Source organism: Erwinia billingiae Eb661 (genome assembly GCF_000196615.1).
Classification (GTDB): Bacteria; Pseudomonadota; Gammaproteobacteria; order Enterobacterales; family Enterobacteriaceae; genus Erwinia; species Erwinia billingiae.
The window spans coordinates 618,507-636,689 of sequence record NC_014306.1 but is presented as its reverse complement, the minus strand read 5'-3'; the positions used below and the strand labels follow the sequence as shown (position 1 = coordinate 636,689).

17 protein-coding genes are annotated in these 18,183 nt (G+C 61.4%); 14 read left to right on the top strand and 3 right to left on the bottom strand.

The genetic code is table 11. The annotated features are described in order from the left end of the window. Positions 1 to 273 precede the first annotated feature (273 nt). The 4 genes from EBC_RS04275 to aroQ are packed head-to-tail and all read left to right on the top strand — an operon-like array spanning position 274 to position 4,194. Entirely contained in the window at positions 274 to 1,653 is a 1,380-nt protein-coding gene (locus EBC_RS04275) for an MFS transporter (protein ID WP_013200577.1), read from the top strand. A 16-nt stretch (positions 1,654 to 1,669) separates the two neighbouring features. Then, positions 1,670 to 2,929, top strand: a complete 1,260-nt coding sequence (locus EBC_RS04270; RefSeq protein WP_013200576.1) for a gallate dioxygenase — start codon at positions 1,670 to 1,672, stop codon at positions 2,927 to 2,929. Then, a complete protein-coding gene (locus tag EBC_RS04265; RefSeq protein WP_013200575.1) occupies positions 2,929 to 3,753 on the top strand; it encodes an amidohydrolase family protein in 825 nt (274 codons plus the stop codon). Before EBC_RS04270 ends, EBC_RS04265 begins: the two co-directional genes overlap by 1 nt. 9 nt (positions 3,754 to 3,762) lie before the next feature. Next, positions 3,763 to 4,194 carry a type II 3-dehydroquinate dehydratase gene (gene aroQ, locus EBC_RS04260; protein WP_013200574.1) on the top strand — a complete coding sequence of 144 codons (432 nt, stop codon included), beginning with the start codon at positions 3,763 to 3,765 and terminating at the stop codon, positions 4,192 to 4,194. Here aroQ and EBC_RS04255 read toward each other — a convergent pair. After that, positions 4,189 to 5,424 carry a LysR family transcriptional regulator gene (locus tag EBC_RS04255; protein ID WP_013200573.1) on the bottom strand — a complete coding sequence of 412 codons (1,236 nt, stop codon included), beginning with the start codon at positions 5,422 to 5,424 and terminating at the stop codon, positions 4,189 to 4,191. The genes aroQ and EBC_RS04255 overlap by 6 nt on opposite strands. Positions 5,425 to 5,551: 127 nt before the next feature. On the opposite strand from EBC_RS04255, the gene galB reads away from it, so the two are divergent. From galB to EBC_RS04215, 8 genes are read left to right on the top strand one after another with little or no spacing between them, the layout of a single operon-like run. Further along, on the top strand, positions 5,552 to 6,295 hold the full coding sequence (gene galB / locus EBC_RS04250; protein ID WP_013200572.1) for a 4-oxalmesaconate hydratase: 744 nt from the start codon (positions 5,552 to 5,554) through the stop codon (positions 6,293 to 6,295). Further along, complete coding sequence (locus tag EBC_RS04245) at positions 6,292 to 7,005, top strand: 4-carboxy-4-hydroxy-2-oxoadipate aldolase/oxaloacetate decarboxylase (RefSeq protein WP_013200571.1); 714 nt, start codon at positions 6,292 to 6,294, stop codon at positions 7,003 to 7,005. Before galB ends, EBC_RS04245 begins: the two co-directional genes overlap by 4 nt. Position 7,006: 1 nt before the next feature. Beyond that, the gene (locus tag EBC_RS04240; RefSeq protein WP_013200570.1) at positions 7,007 to 8,107 is read left to right on the top strand and encodes a 4-oxalomesaconate tautomerase; all 1,101 of its coding nucleotides are present in this window, start codon (positions 7,007 to 7,009) and stop codon (positions 8,105 to 8,107) included. Next, the gene (locus EBC_RS04235) at positions 8,107 to 8,991 is read left to right on the top strand and encodes an NAD(P)-dependent oxidoreductase (RefSeq protein ID WP_013200569.1); all 885 of its coding nucleotides are present in this window, start codon (positions 8,107 to 8,109) and stop codon (positions 8,989 to 8,991) included. The genes EBC_RS04240 and EBC_RS04235 overlap by 1 nt, the downstream gene beginning before the upstream one ends. A 1-nt stretch (position 8,992) precedes the next feature. Further along, complete coding sequence (locus tag EBC_RS04230; protein WP_013200568.1) at positions 8,993 to 9,442, top strand: GlcG/HbpS family heme-binding protein; 450 nt, start codon at positions 8,993 to 8,995, stop codon at positions 9,440 to 9,442. Positions 9,443 to 9,468: 26 nt separating this feature from the next. After that, positions 9,469 to 9,987 carry a sugar dehydrogenase complex small subunit gene (locus EBC_RS04225; RefSeq protein WP_013200567.1) on the top strand — a complete coding sequence of 173 codons (519 nt, stop codon included), beginning with the start codon at positions 9,469 to 9,471 and terminating at the stop codon, positions 9,985 to 9,987. Next, a complete protein-coding gene (locus tag EBC_RS04220; protein ID WP_013200566.1) occupies positions 9,980 to 11,593 on the top strand; it encodes a GMC family oxidoreductase in 1,614 nt (537 codons plus the stop codon). Before EBC_RS04225 ends, EBC_RS04220 begins: the two co-directional genes overlap by 8 nt. After that, positions 11,590 to 12,891, top strand: coding sequence for a cytochrome c (locus tag EBC_RS04215; RefSeq protein WP_013200565.1), 1,302 nt, complete (start codon positions 11,590 to 11,592; stop codon positions 12,889 to 12,891). Before EBC_RS04220 ends, EBC_RS04215 begins: the two co-directional genes overlap by 4 nt. 47 nt (positions 12,892 to 12,938) lie before the next feature. Here EBC_RS04215 and EBC_RS04210 read toward each other — a convergent pair whose 3' ends face one another. Next, entirely contained in the window at positions 12,939 to 14,258 is a 1,320-nt protein-coding gene (locus tag EBC_RS04210) for a gluconate:H+ symporter (protein ID WP_013200564.1), read from the bottom strand. 177 nt (positions 14,259 to 14,435) lie between these two features. On the opposite strand from EBC_RS04210, the gene EBC_RS04205 reads away from it, so the two are divergent. Next, positions 14,436 to 16,445: an NADPH-dependent 2,4-dienoyl-CoA reductase gene (locus tag EBC_RS04205; RefSeq protein ID WP_013200563.1), complete on the top strand. Its 2,010-nt coding sequence runs from the start codon at positions 14,436 to 14,438 to the stop codon at positions 16,443 to 16,445. A gap of 54 nt (positions 16,446 to 16,499) precedes the next feature. Here the strand turns inward: EBC_RS04205 and EBC_RS04200 are convergent, their stop codons facing one another. Further along, positions 16,500 to 17,306: a 5'-nucleotidase, lipoprotein e(P4) family gene (locus EBC_RS04200; RefSeq protein WP_041691881.1), complete on the bottom strand. Its 807-nt coding sequence runs from the start codon at positions 17,304 to 17,306 to the stop codon at positions 16,500 to 16,502. 130 nt (positions 17,307 to 17,436) lie between these two features. On the opposite strand from EBC_RS04200, the gene EBC_RS04195 reads away from it, so the two are divergent. Continuing rightward, a complete protein-coding gene (locus EBC_RS04195; protein WP_013200561.1) occupies positions 17,437 to 18,153 on the top strand; it encodes a polyphenol oxidase family protein in 717 nt (238 codons plus the stop codon). Positions 18,154 to 18,183 lie beyond the last annotated feature (30 nt).

The window sequence follows — 18,183 nt, the reverse complement described above, 5'->3', positions numbered from 1 at the left end:
TGCCGCCCTGCCCCGGTTTCATCTTACGGCACACCTCACAGAATAAATAAAACTCATGCCTCTATAACCATTTTATGGCAGACAAAGCCGCTGCCCCTGCTTAAGTTGGTATTGGCACAACAAAACAACAACAATATAACTGGCTGTTTTATAATAAAAAAACAGAACAGACTTACCTCAAAAACAGATAAAAACACCACCCGTCAATCCCAGGTGAGTGGATTTTTTTTTAACCCGGTCACGGATTAATAAAAAAAACAGAGAGCGTACCCTATGAGCAACCACGACATTGTCGACGTAAAGGGATGGATTGATTCCCGCGCCATCTCGGGGAAGCAATGGCTGATCCTGGCCCTGTGCTTCTTAATTATCCTGTTCGACGGTTATGACGCCGCCGTAATGGGCTTTATTGCCCCTGCCCTGATTGAAGACTGGGGCATTTCCCACGCTGAGATGGGCCCGATCCTCGGTGCCGCAATGTTCGGCGTGGCGATTGGCGCGCTGGTCGCCGGGCCGTGGTCGGATAAATTTGGCCGCAAGAAGATCCTGCTGATTTCGATTGCCTGCTTTGCCTGCTTCAGTCTGGGCAGCGCCTTTGCCCGTTCGCCGATGGAGATGGCGCTGCTGCGCTTTCTGACCGGACTGGGCCTTGGCGCGGTGATGCCAAACTGCGTGACGCTGGTGTCGGAATATATGCCGGAACGTCGCCGCAGCCTGATGATCACCCTGATGTACAGCGGCTTTAATATCGGTTCCGGGATGGGCGGCTTTATCGCCGCCGGCATGTTGCCGCACTTTGGCTGGAAATCGGTGCTGCTGTTTGGTGGCGCGATGCCGCTGCTGATGCTGCCGGTGCTGATCTGGGTATTACCGGAATCGGCAATGTTTATGGTGGTGCGCAACGTCAGCCGCGAAAAAATTGCCGCGGTGCTGAACCGCATGGGCGGCACCTTTACTGCCACCACCGCCTTTGTGCTGTCGACGCCGATTGTGCCGAAAAAAGCGCAGGTGCTGCAGCTGTTCAGCAAGGGCTATGCCGGCGGCACCATCGTGCTGTGGCTGACCTACTTTATGGGCCTGTTTGTCATCTACCTGCTTAACGGCTGGCTGCCGACCATTATGCGGTCGGGCGGCGTCACGCTGGAGCGCGCGGCAATCGTCGCCGGGCTGTTCCAGCTGGGTGGCACCGTCGGCGGCCTGCTGGTCGGAAGCCTGATGGATCGCCTGAAGGCGAAATATGTCATCGCGACCTTTTATCTGCTGGGCTGTTTCTGCCTGGTCTCTCAGGGCGTCTGGGGCTTTGGTCCGGACATGCTGGCGCTGCTGGTGTTTGTCAGCGGGCTCTGTATTAACGGCGCGCAGACCGGCCTGCAGGCCTTCTCACCGGCCTTTTATCCCACAGAAATGCGCGCCACCGGCGTGTGCTGGATGCACGGCATTGGCCGCAGCGGCGCGATTATCAGCTCCTCGCTGGGCGGCGTGCTGCTCGGGGTGTTCCCGGGGCAAACCAGCATCTTTATTGTGTTAGCGATCCCGGCTCTGCTGGCGGCGCTCTCGATTACGCAACATAAGCCTGCGCAGGTGGCAAGACAGCTGAAAGGGGTTGATCTCAACGACCTGCCGTCCCTCTCGCGCAGTATGAATAACCGATAAGTGAAGGAAGAGAACTATGGCTACTATCATCGGCGGTCTGGCCGTCTCACACACGCCAACCATTGGCTTTGCAGTCGACCATAACAAGCAACAGGAAGGGGCCTGGGCGCCTATTTTCGACGGCTTTGCGCCTATGCAACGCTGGCTGGAAGAGAAGAAACCGGACGTGCTGCTGTACGTGTTTAACGATCACGTCACCTCCTTCTTCTTCGATCACTATTCGGCCTTTACGCTGGGCATTGATGAGCAGTATGCGGTGGCGGATGAAGGCGGCGGCCCGCGCGATTTGCCGCCGGTTCAGGGGCATGCGGCCCTGTCGCAGCACATTGGTGCCAGCCTGATGGCGGATGAATTCGATATGTCGTTCTTCCAGGACAAGCCGCTGGATCATGGCCTGTTCTCACCGCTGTCCGCACTGGCACCCTGCGATAACGGCTGGCCTATGCAGGTGGTTCCGCTGGCGATTGGCGTGCTGCAATTCCCGATCCCGTCTGCCCGCCGCTGCTTCAAACTCGGCCAGGCGCTGCGCCGCGCGGTGGAAAGCTTCCCGGAAGATCTGAAGGTGGCGGTCGTCGCCACCGGCGGCGTTTCTCATCAGGTGCACGGTGAACGCTGCGGCTTTAACAACCCGGAGTGGGATGCGCAGTTTGTCGATATGATCGTCAACGATCCGCAGCGTCTGACCGAAATCACTCTGGCCGAATACGCCACGCTGGGCGGGCTGGAAGGGTCGGAAGTGATTATGTGGCTGGTGATGCGCGGCGCGCTGTCTGCCAACGTGGAAAAGCTGCATCAGGCCTATTATCTGCCGTCGATGACCGGCATCGCCACGCTGATCCTTGAAAACCAGGCGAGGGAAGCGCCGGTGGATGTGCATCAGCGCCAGCGCGATAAGATCAACCTGCAGCTCAGCGGCGTGGAGAAGTTGCCCGGCACCTATCCGTTCACTCAGGCGCGCAGCCTGAAGGCATTACGCATCAACAAATTCCTGCACAAGATGATCCAGCCCGCGTGGCGTGAGCGCTTCCGCAACGAACCCGAGGCGCTGTATGACGAATCAAAACTGACCGAAGAAGAGCGCACGCTGATTAGCTCGCTGGACTGGCGCGGGATGATCCATTACGGCGTCAGCTTCTTCCTGCTGGAGAAACTGGGTGCGGTGGTCGGCGTCTCCAACCTGCATATCTACTCCGCGATGCGCGGCGTGTCGCTGGAAGAGTTCCAGCAAACCCGCAATCAGCAGGTGCTCTACTCTGTTGCGGGGAAAGCGTCCTGATGACCTCGTTGCCCATTATTGACTGCCACCATCACGTATTCGATCCGGCGCAGTTTCCCTATGATGCCAACAGCGGCTACCACCCGGACGGTCACGAGCTGGCCACCCCGGCCTACTATCAGGCGGTGATGGAAGCCTACAACATCCGCCATTCGCTGATGGTCGGCCCGACGTCGGCCTATAACCTCGATAACCGCTGCATGCTGGAGGCGATCCGCCAGTCCGGTGGCCGGGCGAAAGGCATTGCGGTGACGCCGCGTGACGTCGACAGCAACACGCTGGCGGCCCTGAAGGATCGCGGCGTGGTCGGTATTGCCTTTAATGTCGCGATGCTCGGCACCGGCCCTTTTTTACAGCTCGACGATCTGATGGCGAGGCTGGCAGAGCTGGAGATGTTTGCGCAGATCCAGGTGCAGGATGAGCAGCTGCTGGCGCTGATGCCGCTGCTGAACCGCACCCGCACCAAACTGATCTTCGACCATTCCGGGCGACCGGACGTTAACGCCGGGCTGTCGCAGCCGGCGTTCCAGGCGCTGCTGTCGCTGGCGGGTCAGGATCGGACGTCGGTCAAACTGTCGGGCATGGCCAAGTTCTCGCAGCAGCGCTACCCATGGCACGATGCGCAGCCGTATGTGCTGGCACTGCTCGACGCCTTTGGCGCAGATGCCTGCCTGTGGGGTTCCGACTGGCCGTTCCTGCGCGCCACCGAACGGATGGACATGGGCACCCAGCTGCTGCTGCTGGAGAAAATGATCCCCGACGAAAACACCCGCCGCAAAATCCTGTGGGATACCCCAAAGCGCCTGTTTGGCTTCCACGACTGAGGAAAACGCATGAAAACCATTTATGTTCTGAATGGCCCGAACCTGAATTTACTGGGCACCCGCGAGCCGGAAACCTATGGCTCCGACACGCTCGAAACGGTGGAAAAGCTCTGCCGCGATACCGCTGCCGAACTGGATATCGCTCTTGAGTTTCGCCAGACCAACCATGAAGGGGAAATGATCGACTGGATCCAGCAGGCGCGTTTGCAGGCCGATGCGCTGGTGATTAACCCGGCCGCCTGGACGCACACCTCGGTGGCGATCCGCGACGCGGTGACCGGCGTGGCTCTGCCGCTGTGGGAAGTGCACATCACCAACGTGCACAAGCGCGAAGCCTTCCGCCATCACTCGTTCCTGTCGGATGTGGCGCAGGGCGTGATTTGTGGTTACGGCATTCGTGGCTACCGCTATGCGTTGATTGAAGCGGCCCGTTCTTTATAAGTGCGGCTCGCTGCCGTGGCACACCTCGCGCAGAAAGCCGATCAGCGCGTCGGCCGCCGGTGACGGCAGGCTGCCGGTGCGATAGCTCAGCCCAATCGCCCGTCGGGTATCCGGCAAGGCGATCGGCAGCACCACCAGCTCTTCGGACGCCAGCTCAAACTCCAGCTGGTGCGCGGAGACGGCGGCCAGCATATCGGAATCACGCAGCAGGCCACGCACCAGCGCCAGATCGCCGCTCTCGACCACCGGGTCCGGCGTCGGAATGCCCATCGCCAGGAAGCAGTTATCCAGCAGATTGCGGGCGGGCGTATGGGAACGCGGCAGCACCCAACGCGCCTCGCGCAGCGCCTGGGTGCTGACCGGTGCCTGCGCCAGCGGGTGATCGCGTCGGGCCACCAGCACCATCTCTTCCGCAAACAGCGGTTCGTTGCTGATATCGTTGATCTCTTCGGTGTTACGCAGCGCACCAAAGATAAAGTCGATCTCGCCGGATCGCATTTCAGACGTCAGCATGCCCCAGGCACTTTCGCTGGTAACCACCTTGATGCCCGGATACCGCGCGGTCAGCCGCACGATCGCCTGCGGCAGCAGTCTTGTGCGGCCGAGCGGTAAGGCCCCCACGCGCACCGTCCCTTCCAGCACCCCTTTGCGGGCGGCAATATCCGCCGGAATATGCCGCAGCTCGTTGAGGGCACGGCGAATGTTCGGCTCGATTTCCCGTCCCGCCAGCGACGGGATCATCCCGTGCGGCGTGCGTTCCAGCAGTGCGATGCCCGCGCCGTTTTCCAGCACCTTGAGCGCGGCGCTGACCGCCGGCTGGCTGAGCCCCAACTGCTGAGCAACCGACTGCATATGCCGGGTCTGGCACAGCCTGACGAAGATTTGCAGGCGACGGACGTTGAACAGCCACAGCGGTTCTGACTCCGCCCTGCCGCCTTTGCCCTGCAGCTTGCTCAGCAATAACGGGATGGCGTGCAGCTCATCTATCGCCCGTTCGGCGCGCGGCAGAATGCATTTTCCCAGGTCGGTCAGGCGCATACCGCCCGCATGACGCTCAAATAGCGGCACGCCTAAAGTGAGTTCCAGATCGCGAATGGCGCGGGTGATCGCCGACTGGGTACGAAATAATTCATCGGCTGCCTTTGAGACACTTCCCTGAACCACAACCTGACTAAATGCCCTGATTTGCATCAGGTTTGTCAGTTCCTGCCGGGTGATTTCCTGTGCCATTTCCGCTCCTTCTCAACCTGTGATCTAAGCCAAACTATAAATAAAACGCATACCCACTGCAATCAAATGAATTATCCGGGGATACGCCTGCGTGACAGCATGAAAAAAAACGCAAAGGAACCCGAATATGACTGAGTTAACTTCCCCGAAAACCGCTCTGGTGGTCAGCGCTCACTCTGCCGATTTCGTCTGGCGTGCCGGCGGCGCCATCGCGCTGCATCAGCAACAGGGCTATCAGGTGCATATCGTCTGCCTGTCATTTGGCGAGCGCGGCGAATCGGCCAAGCTGTGGCGTAAAGGGCCGTCGATGACCGAAGCGCAGGTCAAAGCGTCCCGCCGCACGGAAGCGCAGGCCGCCGCCGAAATCCTCGGTGCCAGCATCGAATTTTTCGATCTCGGTGACTACCCGCTGCGTGCGGACAAAGAGACGCTGTTCCGCCTGGCGGACGTCTATCGCCGCGTGCAGCCTCACTTTGTGCTGACCCATTCCCTGCAGGATCCCTACAACTACGACCATCCGATGGCGACTAATCTGGCGCAGGAAGCGCGAATTATCGCCCAGGCCGAAGGCTACCGTCCGGGCGAGAAGATCGTTGCCGCACCGCCGGTGTACTGCTTTGAGCCGCACCAGCCCGAGCAGTGCAACTGGAAGCCGGACGTGCTGCTGGATATCACCCGCGTCTGGGACAAAAAGTACGCGGCAATCCAGTGCATGGCCGGGCAGGAGCACCTGTGGGAGTACTACACCCGCGTGGCCCAGCAGCGTGGCGTGCAGGCGAAACGCAATGTCGGTATCACCGCCGCCCGCGACATCATTTACGGCGAGGGCTATCAGAGCATCTTCCCCCGCGTGACGGAGGATCTGGCATGAGTGCGATCGGTCAAAAAGGCGTTGTCGTGCGTAATATCCCGCGCGCGGATAACATTGATATCGCGTCGCTGGCGACATCCGGCGTGGCAACGGTGCATGAAGCGCAGGGCCGCAAAGGGCTGCTGGATCACACCATCCGTCCCCTTCAGCAGAACAAATCGGTGGCGGGCAGCGCCGTCACCGTGCTGCTGGCACCGGGCGATAACTGGATGTTTCACGTCGCGGTTGAGCAGTGTCAACCCGGCGACATTCTGGTGGCGGTGCCGACTTCCCCGTGCGTGGATGGCTTCTTCGGCGATCTGCTTGCCACCTCGCTGAAGGCGCGCGGCGTGATTGGCCTGATTGCCGATCACGGCGTTCGCGACTCGCGCACGCTGCGTGAGATGGGCTTTGCGGTCTGGTCCCGCGCGGTGTTTGCGCAAGGCACGGTGAAAGAAACGCTCGGCTCGGTCAACGTGCCGGTGATCTGCGCAGGGCAACTGGTCAATCCCGGCGATGTGATTGTCGCCGATGACGATGGCGTGGTGGTGGTGGCGCGCGGCGAAGCGGCGCAGGTGGCGGAAAGCGCCCGCAAGCGCGAAGCGCTGGAAGAGAGTAAACGCGTGCGCATGGCGGCGGGCGAACTGGGTCTGGACATCTACCAGATGCGCCCACGGCTGGCCGAGAAAGGCCTGCGCTACCTGGACACCCTTGACGATTTGGAGACCTAATATGCGCCAGCGCCGCCTGCCCTGCCTGCTGATGCGCGGGGGAACCTCAAAAGCCGCCTGCCTGCTGGCCAGCGATCTGCCTTCAGACGCGGATCGTCGCGATCGCGTGCTGCTGGCGCTAATGGGATCGCCGGACAGCCGCCAGATCGACGGGCTGGGCGGTGCCGATCCGCTGACCAGCAAAGTGGCGATCGTCCGGCGATCCGAACGCGCCGATGCCGATGTCGATTACCTGTTTGCCCAGGTCAACGTCGACAAGGCCATCGTCGATTACGGCCAGAACTGCGGCAACGTGCTGGCGGCGGTCGGTCCGTTTGCCATTGAGCGCGGGCTGGTTAAGGCCGGCGATCCGCTCACCGAAGTGCGGATCTTTATGCAGAACACCGGGCAGATTGCGGTCGCGCAGATCGCCACGCCAGACGGCGAAGTCTGCTACGACGGCGATCTGAAGATCGACGGCGTGCCGGGCACGGCGGCGGAGGTACTGCTGAATTTCAGCGATATCGCCGGATCCAGCTGTGGCTCGCTGCTGCCAACCGGCCAGCCGCGCAATGTTTTCGACGGCATCGAAGTGACCTGCATCGATAACGGCATGCCGGTGGTGCTGTTGCGGGCCGCCGATCTGGGCCGTACCGGCTACGAGAGCCGCGAGCAGCTGGACAACGATCCTGAACTGAAGCAGCGGCTGGAATCCATCCGTTTGCAGGCCGGTCCGTTAATGAATCTGGGCGACGTCAGCCAGCGCACCGTGCCGAAAATGACGCTGCTGTCGGAACCACGCCAGGGCGGCACCATCAACAGCCGCACCTTTATTCCCCACCGTTGCCACGCCTCGATTGGCGTGCTGGGCGCGGTGAGCGTTGCCAGCGCCTGCCTGGTGGCGGGCAGCGTCGCCAACGGCCTCGCCCGGGTCGGCACCGCACGCGATCAGCGGCTGAGCGTCGAGCATCCCGGCGGCGAATTTAGCGTGCTGTTGCAGCGCGATGATCGCCTTCAGCTGACCGGCGCCGGACTGCTGCGCACCGCCAGACTGATTTTTGCCGGTGAGGTGATGATCCCGGCGTCCGTCTGGCCGCTTTCCTCATCACAGGAGACGCTGTAATGACAAAAATGACCTTTATTGGCTTTGGTGAAGCGGGCGGGATCCTCGCCGCGGCGCTGGCGAAACAGGCTGAAGTCACCGTGTGGGACCGCAAGTTCGATCGCGCCGAATGCCGCGCGGCGATGATGGAGAAAGCCGATGGCGCGGGTGTGCGCGTGGCCCGCTCGCTGGGCGATGCGCTGGACGGGGCCGCACTGATCTTCTCGGCCGTCACCGCTTCTGAAGCGCTGAACGTGGCGATGGCCGCCGCCGCCGATCTGCACCCCGGCCAGACCTTCCTCGACCTGAACTCGGTGGCACCGGCCACCAAACTGGCGGCCGCCGAGCTGATTGAGGCCCGTGGCGCGGACTATATCGATGTGGCGGTGATGGCCCCGGTGCCACCGGCGGGGCTGAAAACGCCGCTGCTGATTGGCGGCAAAACGGCGGAAGCCCTGAACGTCACGCTACGCTCGCTGGGGATGAACAGCCAGTACCGCAGCCGCGACGTGGGCGAAGCCTCCGCGATCAAAATGTGCCGCAGCGTGATGATCAAAGGGCTGGAAGCGCTGACCACCGAATGCCTGAGCGCCGCCCGTCAGTACGGTGTGGAACAGGCGGTGCTGGACTCGCTGCATGCCAGCTTCCCGTCGCTGGGCTGGAATGGCGCTCTGCCGGATTACCTGATTAGCCGGGTGGCGGAGCATGGCCAGCGCCGGGCAGAAGAGATGCGCGAAGTGGTGCAAACCCTGCAGGACGTCAACGTGGTCCCGGCGATGAGCCAGGGCATCGTCACCACACAGCAAGGGCTGGTCGATGCGCTGGCGCAACGTGACCTCAACTATCAACAGCTTACCCCCTTTGTCTGGCAGCACACGCTGGACCGGATTTACGTTAAGGACTGATATGAAACCGTTATTTTTCGCCGCCAGCCTGCTGCTGGCCTCGGCAGGTTCCTGCGCCGCCGCAGGCCTGAATGCCGCCCAGGCTAACCAGGTGCTCAACCACGTCAAAGGCAGTCTTGCTACCGCCAACAGCACCGGCTGTGTGGCGGTGGTCGATGCCAGTGGATTGCTGGTCGCCTTCCAGCGTTTTGATCACGCGCCGCCGGGCTGCGTGAACGCCTCAATCGGCAAGGCCCGCACCTCCGCGCTGTACCACGCGCCGTCGCTGAAGTTTATGCAGCGCCTGCAACAGGGCGAAACCACCGTGCTGGCAATCCCGCAGGCGGTCGCCCTTGGCGGTGGCTTCCCGCTGACCCTGCACGGTGAGATTGTCGGTGCGGTTGGCGTCAGCACCCCCAAACAGGAACTGGATAATCAGGCCTCAGAGTCGGCCGCTACCGCGCTCAATTAGGCGCAACCCGCAAAGGATTTCACCTTATGTCGCTTACACGTCGCCGACTGTTAGTCGGCTCGACGGGCCTGTTGGTTGCTGGCGCGTTGAGCCAGTGGCTGCCCGCATTTGCCCGTGCGCCGCTGGCGTCGGCCATTACGGTGCCCGCAAATTTTGTCTCGCTGTCGCAAACGCTGACCGGCATGGATCGGCCTGATGCACTGCTGGCGCAGCGCCTGTACAGCTGGCTGCATCAGCGGATCGACGGATTGGACAACCAGCTGATCGGCCTGAGCGACCTGCTTAATCGCCAGCCTGCGCTGCAGGGCGATGCGCTGCTGGCGGCGATGGCTGACCAGCCGGCGGCGGTGCAGGAACTCTATCAGACGCTGGTTTCCGGCTGGTATCTCGGCGTGGTGAACCGCCAGAAGCCGGAATGCGTGGCGTTTGAGAATATCGTCAGTTATCGCGTGGTTCAGACCTCGTTGCTTCCTCCGAGCTATGCGCCGGGTGAAGCCAACTTCTGGACGCAACCGCCAGGCAAGGAGAGCATTGCACATGGCTGAGAATTTAAGCGCAGATGTGGTGGTGATTGGCGCCGGGATTGCCGGTTCGCTGGCCGCCCTGAAAATGGTCAAGGCGGGCGTTTCGGTGCTGATGCTGGAATCCGGCCCGGAAATCAAACGGGACCAGGCCGTGGAGTATTTCCGTCACTCGCCGTTCAAGGGCGATTTCACCGAACCCTATCCGCCGGAACCCTGGGCACCGCAGCCCAAATTTATCCCGGTGGATAATCACTATCTGATCCAGAAAGGGCCGGATCCTTATCGCGCGCAATACCTGCGCGGCACCGGCGGCACCACCTGGCACTGGGCGGGTCAGGCATTTCGCCTGCTGCCCAACGATTTCCGCCTCAACACGCTGTACGGCGTCGGGCGCGACTGGCCGCTGAGCTATGCCGATCTGGAACCTTATTATTGCGATGCGGAAGCCCAGATGGGCGTGTCGGGCGATGACGATCTCAACTCGCCGCGCTCGCGTCCCTATCCGCTGCCGGGCATTCCGCTGCCTTACGGCTTTGAGCGGCTAAAAGCCCGTCTGGCGCCGCTGGGCTACGACGTGGGGATTGGCCCGCAGGCGCGCAACAGCATTCCTTACGATGGTCGCCCGGCCTGCTGCGGCAACAACAACTGTATGCCGGTCTGCCCGATTGACGCGCAGTATCACGGCGGCATTTCGGCGCGGAAGGCGCTGGATGCCGGGGTGAAAATCATCGCCAACGCGGTGGTCTACAAGATTGAGGCCGACGACCAAGGCGTGATCCAGGCGGTGCATTACCTTGACCGCAATAAAGCCAGCCATCGGGTCACCGGCAAGCAGTTCGTACTGACCGCCAACGGCATTGAAAGTCCGAAACTGCTGCTGCTCTCCACCAGCGATCGCTATCCCAACGGCATCGCCAACAGCTCCGGCATGGTCGGCCGCAACCTGATGGATCATCCGGGTTCGTCCGTTGAATTTTATGCCGACGAGCCGGTGTGGTTTGGCCGTGGGCCGATGCGGCCTGGCAGCATCAACAACCTGCGTGATGGTGACTTCCGCAAGGATCGTTCGGCGTTGCGTGTCGATCTGGCGAACACCTCGCCGGTGCGCTATCTCACCGAAAGGCTGGTGAAACAGGGCTTCTACGGCCGGGCACTGAACGACAAGCTGCGCTGGCAGGCCGAACGTTTTGTGCAGCTGAAATGCCTGCTGGAGATGCTGCCGGAACCGGAAAACCGCGTGGTGCTGAGCAAAACCGAAAAGGATGCCTGGGGCATTCCCCGGCTGGAAGTGTATTACCGCTTCCCGGACTACGTTCACCGTGGCTATGACCAGTCGATGCAGGATTTTAAAAAGATGGTGGCAGAGATGGGCGGCACGGAGGCGGTGTACAGCAAGCGCGGCGTTTACGATAACAATCAGCATATTACCGGCACGATGATCATGGGCAGCGATCCGACAGATTCGGTGGTGGATGCGGACTGTCGCACCCACGATCACCCGAATCTGTATATCGCCGGCACCGGCATTATGCCGTCGGCCTCGACGGTGAACTCCACGCTGACCGGCACCGCGCTGGCACTGCGGATGGCCGATACGGTGCTGAAGAGCCTGGGGGCAACCGCATGAAGCGCACTCTGCTGGCACTCTCCCTGACTGCGGCGGTCTGCGCTGCCGCCCATGCCGATCCGGCCCAGATCGCGCGCGGCAAATACCTGGCGACGGCGGCTGACTGCTCGGCCTGCCACACGGCGACCAACGGCAAACCCTTTGGCGGCGGCTTTGCGGTCAGCACGCCGTTCGGGCAGATTTACGGCACCAATATTTCCTCCGATCCCGAGTACGGCATCGGTAGCTGGAGCGAAGACGAGTTTGTCGCGGCGGTGCGCGACGGCGTTGGCAAAGGCGGCAAGCAGCTTTATCCGGCGATGCCGTACGACGCCTTCAGCAAAATGCGCCGCGAAGATGTGCTGGCGATCCGCGCGTACCTGCTCGCCTTGCCCGCCGTGCATGTCGCCTCGCCGGAAACGCAGCTCGGCTTCCCGTACAACCAGCGCTGGGGACTGCGCTTCTGGAAATGGCTGAACCTGGACAAAGGCGCGCTTAAGCCCGATCCGGCGCAAAGCCCGCAGTGGAACAACGGCCGCTATCTGGTGGAAGCGCTGGCGCACTGCGGCACCTGCCATACGCCGCGCAATATCACCAAGGGCATGGATAATGGCAGCCCGCTGTCCGGCGGCGATCTGGGCGGCTGGATGGCGTGGAACATCACGCCGGATAAAAACGCCGGTATCGGTGACTGGAGCGAAAAGCAGCTGGTCACTTACCTGAAAACCGGCTTTGTTGCCGGACGCGCCAGCGCCTCCGGGCCGATGGCGGAAGCCGTTGAGCACAGCCTGCAATATCTGCCGGACAGTGACCTGCAGGATATCGCGCTGTACCTGCGCAGCGTGAAGCCGGTTGGCGATGATAAGCAGACCAGGCCTCGCGATGACTGGGGGCAGCCCACCGCCACCGTCAGCCAGCTGCGGGGAAGCTCAGACGCCTGGCGCCGTGAGAACGCCGGCGCAGTGGTGTTTGCCGGCAACTGTGCCAGCTGCCACGGTGCGTCGGGCGGCGGATCGGGTACAGGCTTTGGCGCCTATCCTTCGCTCAGCCACCACACCACCACCGGCGCGTGGGACAGCCGCAATCTGATTTCGGTGGTGCTGAACGGCGTCCACCGCAAGATGAGCCAGGGCGAAGTGTTTATGCCGCCGTTTGCGCCGGAGCTGAGCGATGAACAGGTGGCCGACGTCGCCAACTTTGTCAGCCGCGAGTTCGGCAATCCGGCGGCTGCGTCGGTAACGGCAAAGCAGGTGGCTGAACGTCGGCAGGAAGCGAAACTCGCCTCGCCGCCGGTGTATGGCCAGGGGGATAAGCCTTAGGGGTTACTGCCCGATCGTCCCACCGAGGGGAGATCGGGCGGGAATCATCAGTGAATAATGGCGTTGAGGATCAACACCCCGCCGAGGCCGAGGAACGAGATCAGCGTTTCCATCACCGTCCAGGTTTTCAGCGTTTCCACCACGGTCAGATTGAAGTAGCCCTTAAACAGCCAGAAGCCCGGATCGTTGACGTGCGAGGCGATCACGCTGCCGGATCCCACCGCCAGCACCATCAGCGCAGGATCGGTATGGGTGATGGCGATAATCGGCGTAACGATCCCGGCGGTGGTGATCGCCGCCACGGTGGCCGACCCCAGCGCCACGCGCAGCATTGCCGCCACGGTCCAGCACATCAGCAACGGCGACAGCGACGAGCCTTTCATCAGGTCAGCGATATAGTTGCCAACGCCGCTGTCGACCAGCACCTGCTTGAACGCCCCGCCGCCGGCGATGATAAAGACAATCATGGCGATGGCGGCAATCGAGCTGCCGCACATCTCCATCACCTCTTCCATCTTACGGCCGTTGCGCAGGCCCAGCGTCAGCACCGCCACCACGACCGAGATAAACAGCGCCACGGCCGGATTACCAATAAATTCAAAGAACTGACGCAGCGCATTCTCTTTCGGCATGGTCAGCTCGCAGATCGCGGCGATGGCCATCAGGATCACCGGGATCACCGCCGCAAAGATGCTGATCCAGAAGCCCGGCATTTCGTGTTCTTCAAAGATCTTCGGATTGAACAGGCCTTCCGGCGGTTCGCGCTCGAAGCTTTTCAGGAAACGGGAGAAAATCGGCCCGGCGACGATCACCGTCGGAATGGTGATGATCAGCCCGTACAGCAGCGTGGTGCCGATATTGGCGCCAAAGATGGTGGCGATCGCCGTCGGGCCCGGGTGCGGCGGCAGGAAGCAGTGGGTCACCGACAGGGCGGCGACCATCGGCACGCCGACGTACAGCAGCGGCATCTGCGCCGCCGCCACGATGGTAAACACCAGCGGCAGTAACAGCACGAAGCCCACTTCATAAAACATCGCCAGACCGACAATCAGCCCGGTGACCACCAGCGCCCATTGCAGATGCTTTTTACCGAAGGCGGCTATCAGCGTGGTGGCCACCCGCTGCGCCGCGCCGGTATCGGACACCAGCCTGCCGAGCATGGCACCAAACCCGAGGATCATCGCCAGGCTGCCCAGCGTGCCGCCGATGCCTTTTTGGATCGAGGCCACCACCGCCAGCGGCGTCATGCCTTCCGCCACGCCGACCACCGCCGAGACAAACACCAACGCAATAAAGCCATTCACTTTGAAGACGATCATCAGCACCAGAAGCAGGATCACACCAACCGCTATGATGGTTACAGGCATGCTAATTCCTTGAAGAAAAGAGTCAGAGGATGCATTAGGTGTAGTTGCTTCTTTCGTGCTACGCCGCTGAAAAAGCGCAATACCTGGCGGCACATCACACTCCGGTTAACAACACTTTAACAATGGGCTTTTCATCGCTACAGTAGCACTCATCCGACCACTCACTTTCAGGGTCTTATGAACACTTCCTTGTTCTCTCCGCTTGATTTGGGTTTTACCCAGTTGAAGAACCGCGTGCTGATGGGCTCCATGCATACCGGGCTGGAAGAGCACCCGGACGGACCGCGCCGTCTGGCCGCTTTCTATGCCGAGCGCGCGGCGGCGGGCGTGGCGCTGATTGTTACCGGCGGCATTGCGCCGTCGGCGGAAGGCGTGGTGATGGCCGGCGCGTCGGTGCTTAATCATCCGGACCAGCTGGCGCATCATCGCCCGGTCACCGATGCGGTGCATCAGGCCGGCGGCAAAATCGCGCTGCAAATTCTGCATGCCGGACGCTACAGCTATCAGCCTTCGCTGGTTGCCCCTTCGCCGCTGCAGGCCCCAATTAACCCGTTTAAGCCGCATGAGCTTAATGGCGACGATATTCTGGCGCTGATCGGCGACTTTGCGCACTGCGCCGCGCTGGCGAAAGAGGCCGGGTATGACGGCGTGGAGATCATGGGATCGGAAGGCTATCTGATTAACCAGTTTCTGGCTGCACGCACCAACCAGCGCCAGGACGACTGGGGCGGTGATGACAGCCGCCGTATGCGCTTTGCGGTGGAGATTGTTAAGGCGGTGCGGGAAGCGGTGGGCCGGGAATTTATCATTATCTTCCGCCTGTCGATGCTGGATTTGGTCGAACAGGGCAACACCCTGCCGCAGAGCATCCGGCTGGCGAAAGCCATTGAGCGCGCGGGTGCCAGCCTGATCAACACCGGCATCGGCTGGCACGAAGCGCGGATCCCCACCATCGCCACTTCGGTGCCGCGCGGCGCGTTTGGCTGGGTCACCCGGGAACTTCGCCAGCACCTGAGCATTCCGCTGATCGCCACTAACCGCATTAATCATCCTGACGTGGCGCAAGCCCTGCTGGATGAGGGCTGTGCGGATATGATTTCGATGGCGCGGCCGTTCCTCGCCGATGCGCAGTGGGTCAGCAAGGCCCGCGCCGGGCACAGCGACCGGATCAATACCTGTATCGGCTGTAATCAGGCCTGTCTGGATCAGATTTTCGCAGGACGTATCACCTCCTGCCTGGTGAATCCGCGCGCCTGCCATGAAACCGAGATGCCGGTTACGCCGACGCAGAACGTAAAACGGCTGGCGGTGATTGGCGCCGGTCCGGCGGGGCTGGCGTTTGCGGTCAATGCCGCCGCGCGTGGCCATCAGGTGACGCTGTTTGACCGCGCGGCTGAGGTTGGCGGCCAGTTCAATATTGCCCGGCAGATCCCTGGCAAAGAAGAGTTCAGCGAAACCCTGCGTTACTACCGTCGCCAGCTGGCGCTGACCGGCGTGACTCTGAGGCTGAATGAAGCGGCCAGCGCTGAGCAACTGAGCGAATTTGATGAGATCGTGCTGGCGACCGGCGTTACCCCGCGGCTGCCGGACATCCCCGGCCTGGATCACCCTTCCGTGCTCAGCTATCTGGACGTGTTGCGCGATAAAAAGCCGGTCGGCCCGCGCGTGGCGCTGATTGGCGCAGGCGGAATTGGTTTCGATACCGCCGAATACCTCAGCCAACACGGGCCGTCCACCAGCCTGGATATTGCCGCCTTTTGCCAGGAATGGGGCATCGATCGCACCCTGCAACAGCCCGGCGGACTGGTGCCGCCGGTGCTGCCGACGGCGGAACGGCAGATCTGGTTATTGCAGCGCAAGCCGGGCAAACCGGGGGCCGGACTGGGTAAAACCACCGGCTGGATCCATCGCGCCAGCCTGCAAATGCGGGCGGTGAAAATGTGGGGCGGCGTGCAGTATCTGAAGATTGATGACCGCGGCCTGCATATTCTGCGCGATGGCGAGCCGCTGCTGCTGGCAGTCGATAACGTGGTGATTTGCGCCGGTCAGGAGCCTAACCGTCAGCTGGAAGCCTCGCTCACCCGCCTGGGTAAGCCGCTGCATATTATTGGCGGAGCGGATGTGGCGATGGAGCTGGATGCCCGCCGCGCGATTGCGCAGGGCACCCAGCTGGCGCTGTCGATCTAAACGACGGCGTTTTACGGGCCTGGCAGAGGCGATCCTGCCTGGCGGTTCAGCGGCTTATTTACCGCTCCACGCCTTGAGGTTGGCGTCACGGGTTTGCAGCTTCTGCTCTGGCGTCAGCTTGTTATAGCCTTCGCCCAATCCGCTTTCCCAGTCGCCGTACAGCGGGTTAGGCAGAATAATGAACTGCGTGCCGAACAGGCGGTTGTTCTGGTTCACAAAAGCACGACGCTGGGCGTTGCCCTGATGCCAGGTCGCGGCACCGTAGTCGTTAAGGTTGTCGCCGATATACAGCACCACGTCGAAGCCTTCCGCCTTGATCGCATCAAATCGCGCCTGCTTGTTTGAGCTGTCGCTCTTCAGGCGCAGGGTTTTATCGTTCACCCCGGTGAAGCCCAGCTGGGTCAGGTTTGCCGCCGTGGCCGCCGCATCTTTACTGTCGCGGTTGGAGACATAGAACATGGTGCCGCCGTGGCTGTTAACGTAGTTAGCAAAATTCACCGCGCCCGGTACGGCGGTGGCCTGTTTTGCCTGGGTCCACTGTGACCAGCTCTTATCGGCAAACGGCTGGTTCGCCTTCACCTGCCAGGCGCTGTAGGCGCTGTTATCGATCATCGTTTCATCCAGATCGACGATCACCGCCTTCGGCTTGCCGGTCAGCGACGGGGCTTTATCAAACGCCAGCGTGGCAAAATTAAACGCCTGGTACGCCAGCGCCTGATACTCACCCGACTGCTGGAACCAGTTAAGCGCCATCACCGACTGCTGATTCAGCTGGTTGGCAGCATCCTGTTTGTGAGGGGCACAGCCAGACAGCGCCAGCGCCATCAGCACGGCGGCACTTAAGGTGGTGGTGGTTTTCATTTTCAAGGGTGGTGATCTCCTGCCAGAATAAAGGGATAGAAAGGCTTTCGAATTAACGCCTTAAAAATGTAGCATCTCCCCCGTAATGTGAAGAGATTGTTCGCCTGCTGATGACGTAAAGGACTGGAACATGCCGCAACCCTATCGCTCTCCCCTGCTCTCTTCGCTGAGCTGGCTCGATCACGCTTTTCTGCCCGCCGGTGAGCGTCCGCCGGAAGAGAGCATCTATAACCATCAGCGTCACAGCCCCAACGTGGTGCTGGACACCGAAGCGCTGCCGGTCAAAAGCCAGCAGGCGGACGGATTGATTGGCACCGGCACGCGGCCGGTCGCGGTGTATACCGCCGACTGCCTGCCGATCCTGATTGCCGATACCCGACACAAGCAGGTTGCCGCCGTCCATGCCGGACTGAACGGCGCGCTGGGCGGCGTGTTGATCAATACCCTGCGACGCCTGTGTGAACGCGGCGCCACGCCGGACAGCCTGATGATGGCCATTGGTCCGGCAATCTGTCCCTGCTGCTATGAGCTGGGTGACGAACGCATTGCGGGCATCCAGCAGGAGAACCCTCATGATCTCGCCGGGCTGATCGCCTTCTCAACCGTGCAGCCGGTTAACCGCGATGCGGTTCGCGCACAGGCGAAAGGCACCACCGGTGGAGTGTGGTTTGATCTGCCGCTGCTGGCTAAGAGGATGGCGATGCGTGAAGGGGTGCCGGAAGCACAGATTGAACTGAGCGAAATATGCACTTACTGCATGGCGGAAGCGCAGGCCAGCTACCGCCGCAACAGCCACTTCGATCACGGCTATCAGCAGCGTTTTTCGTGGATCCGCAGGCAGGATTAAGCGCATAAAAAAAGGCGGCCCGTTGCAGGT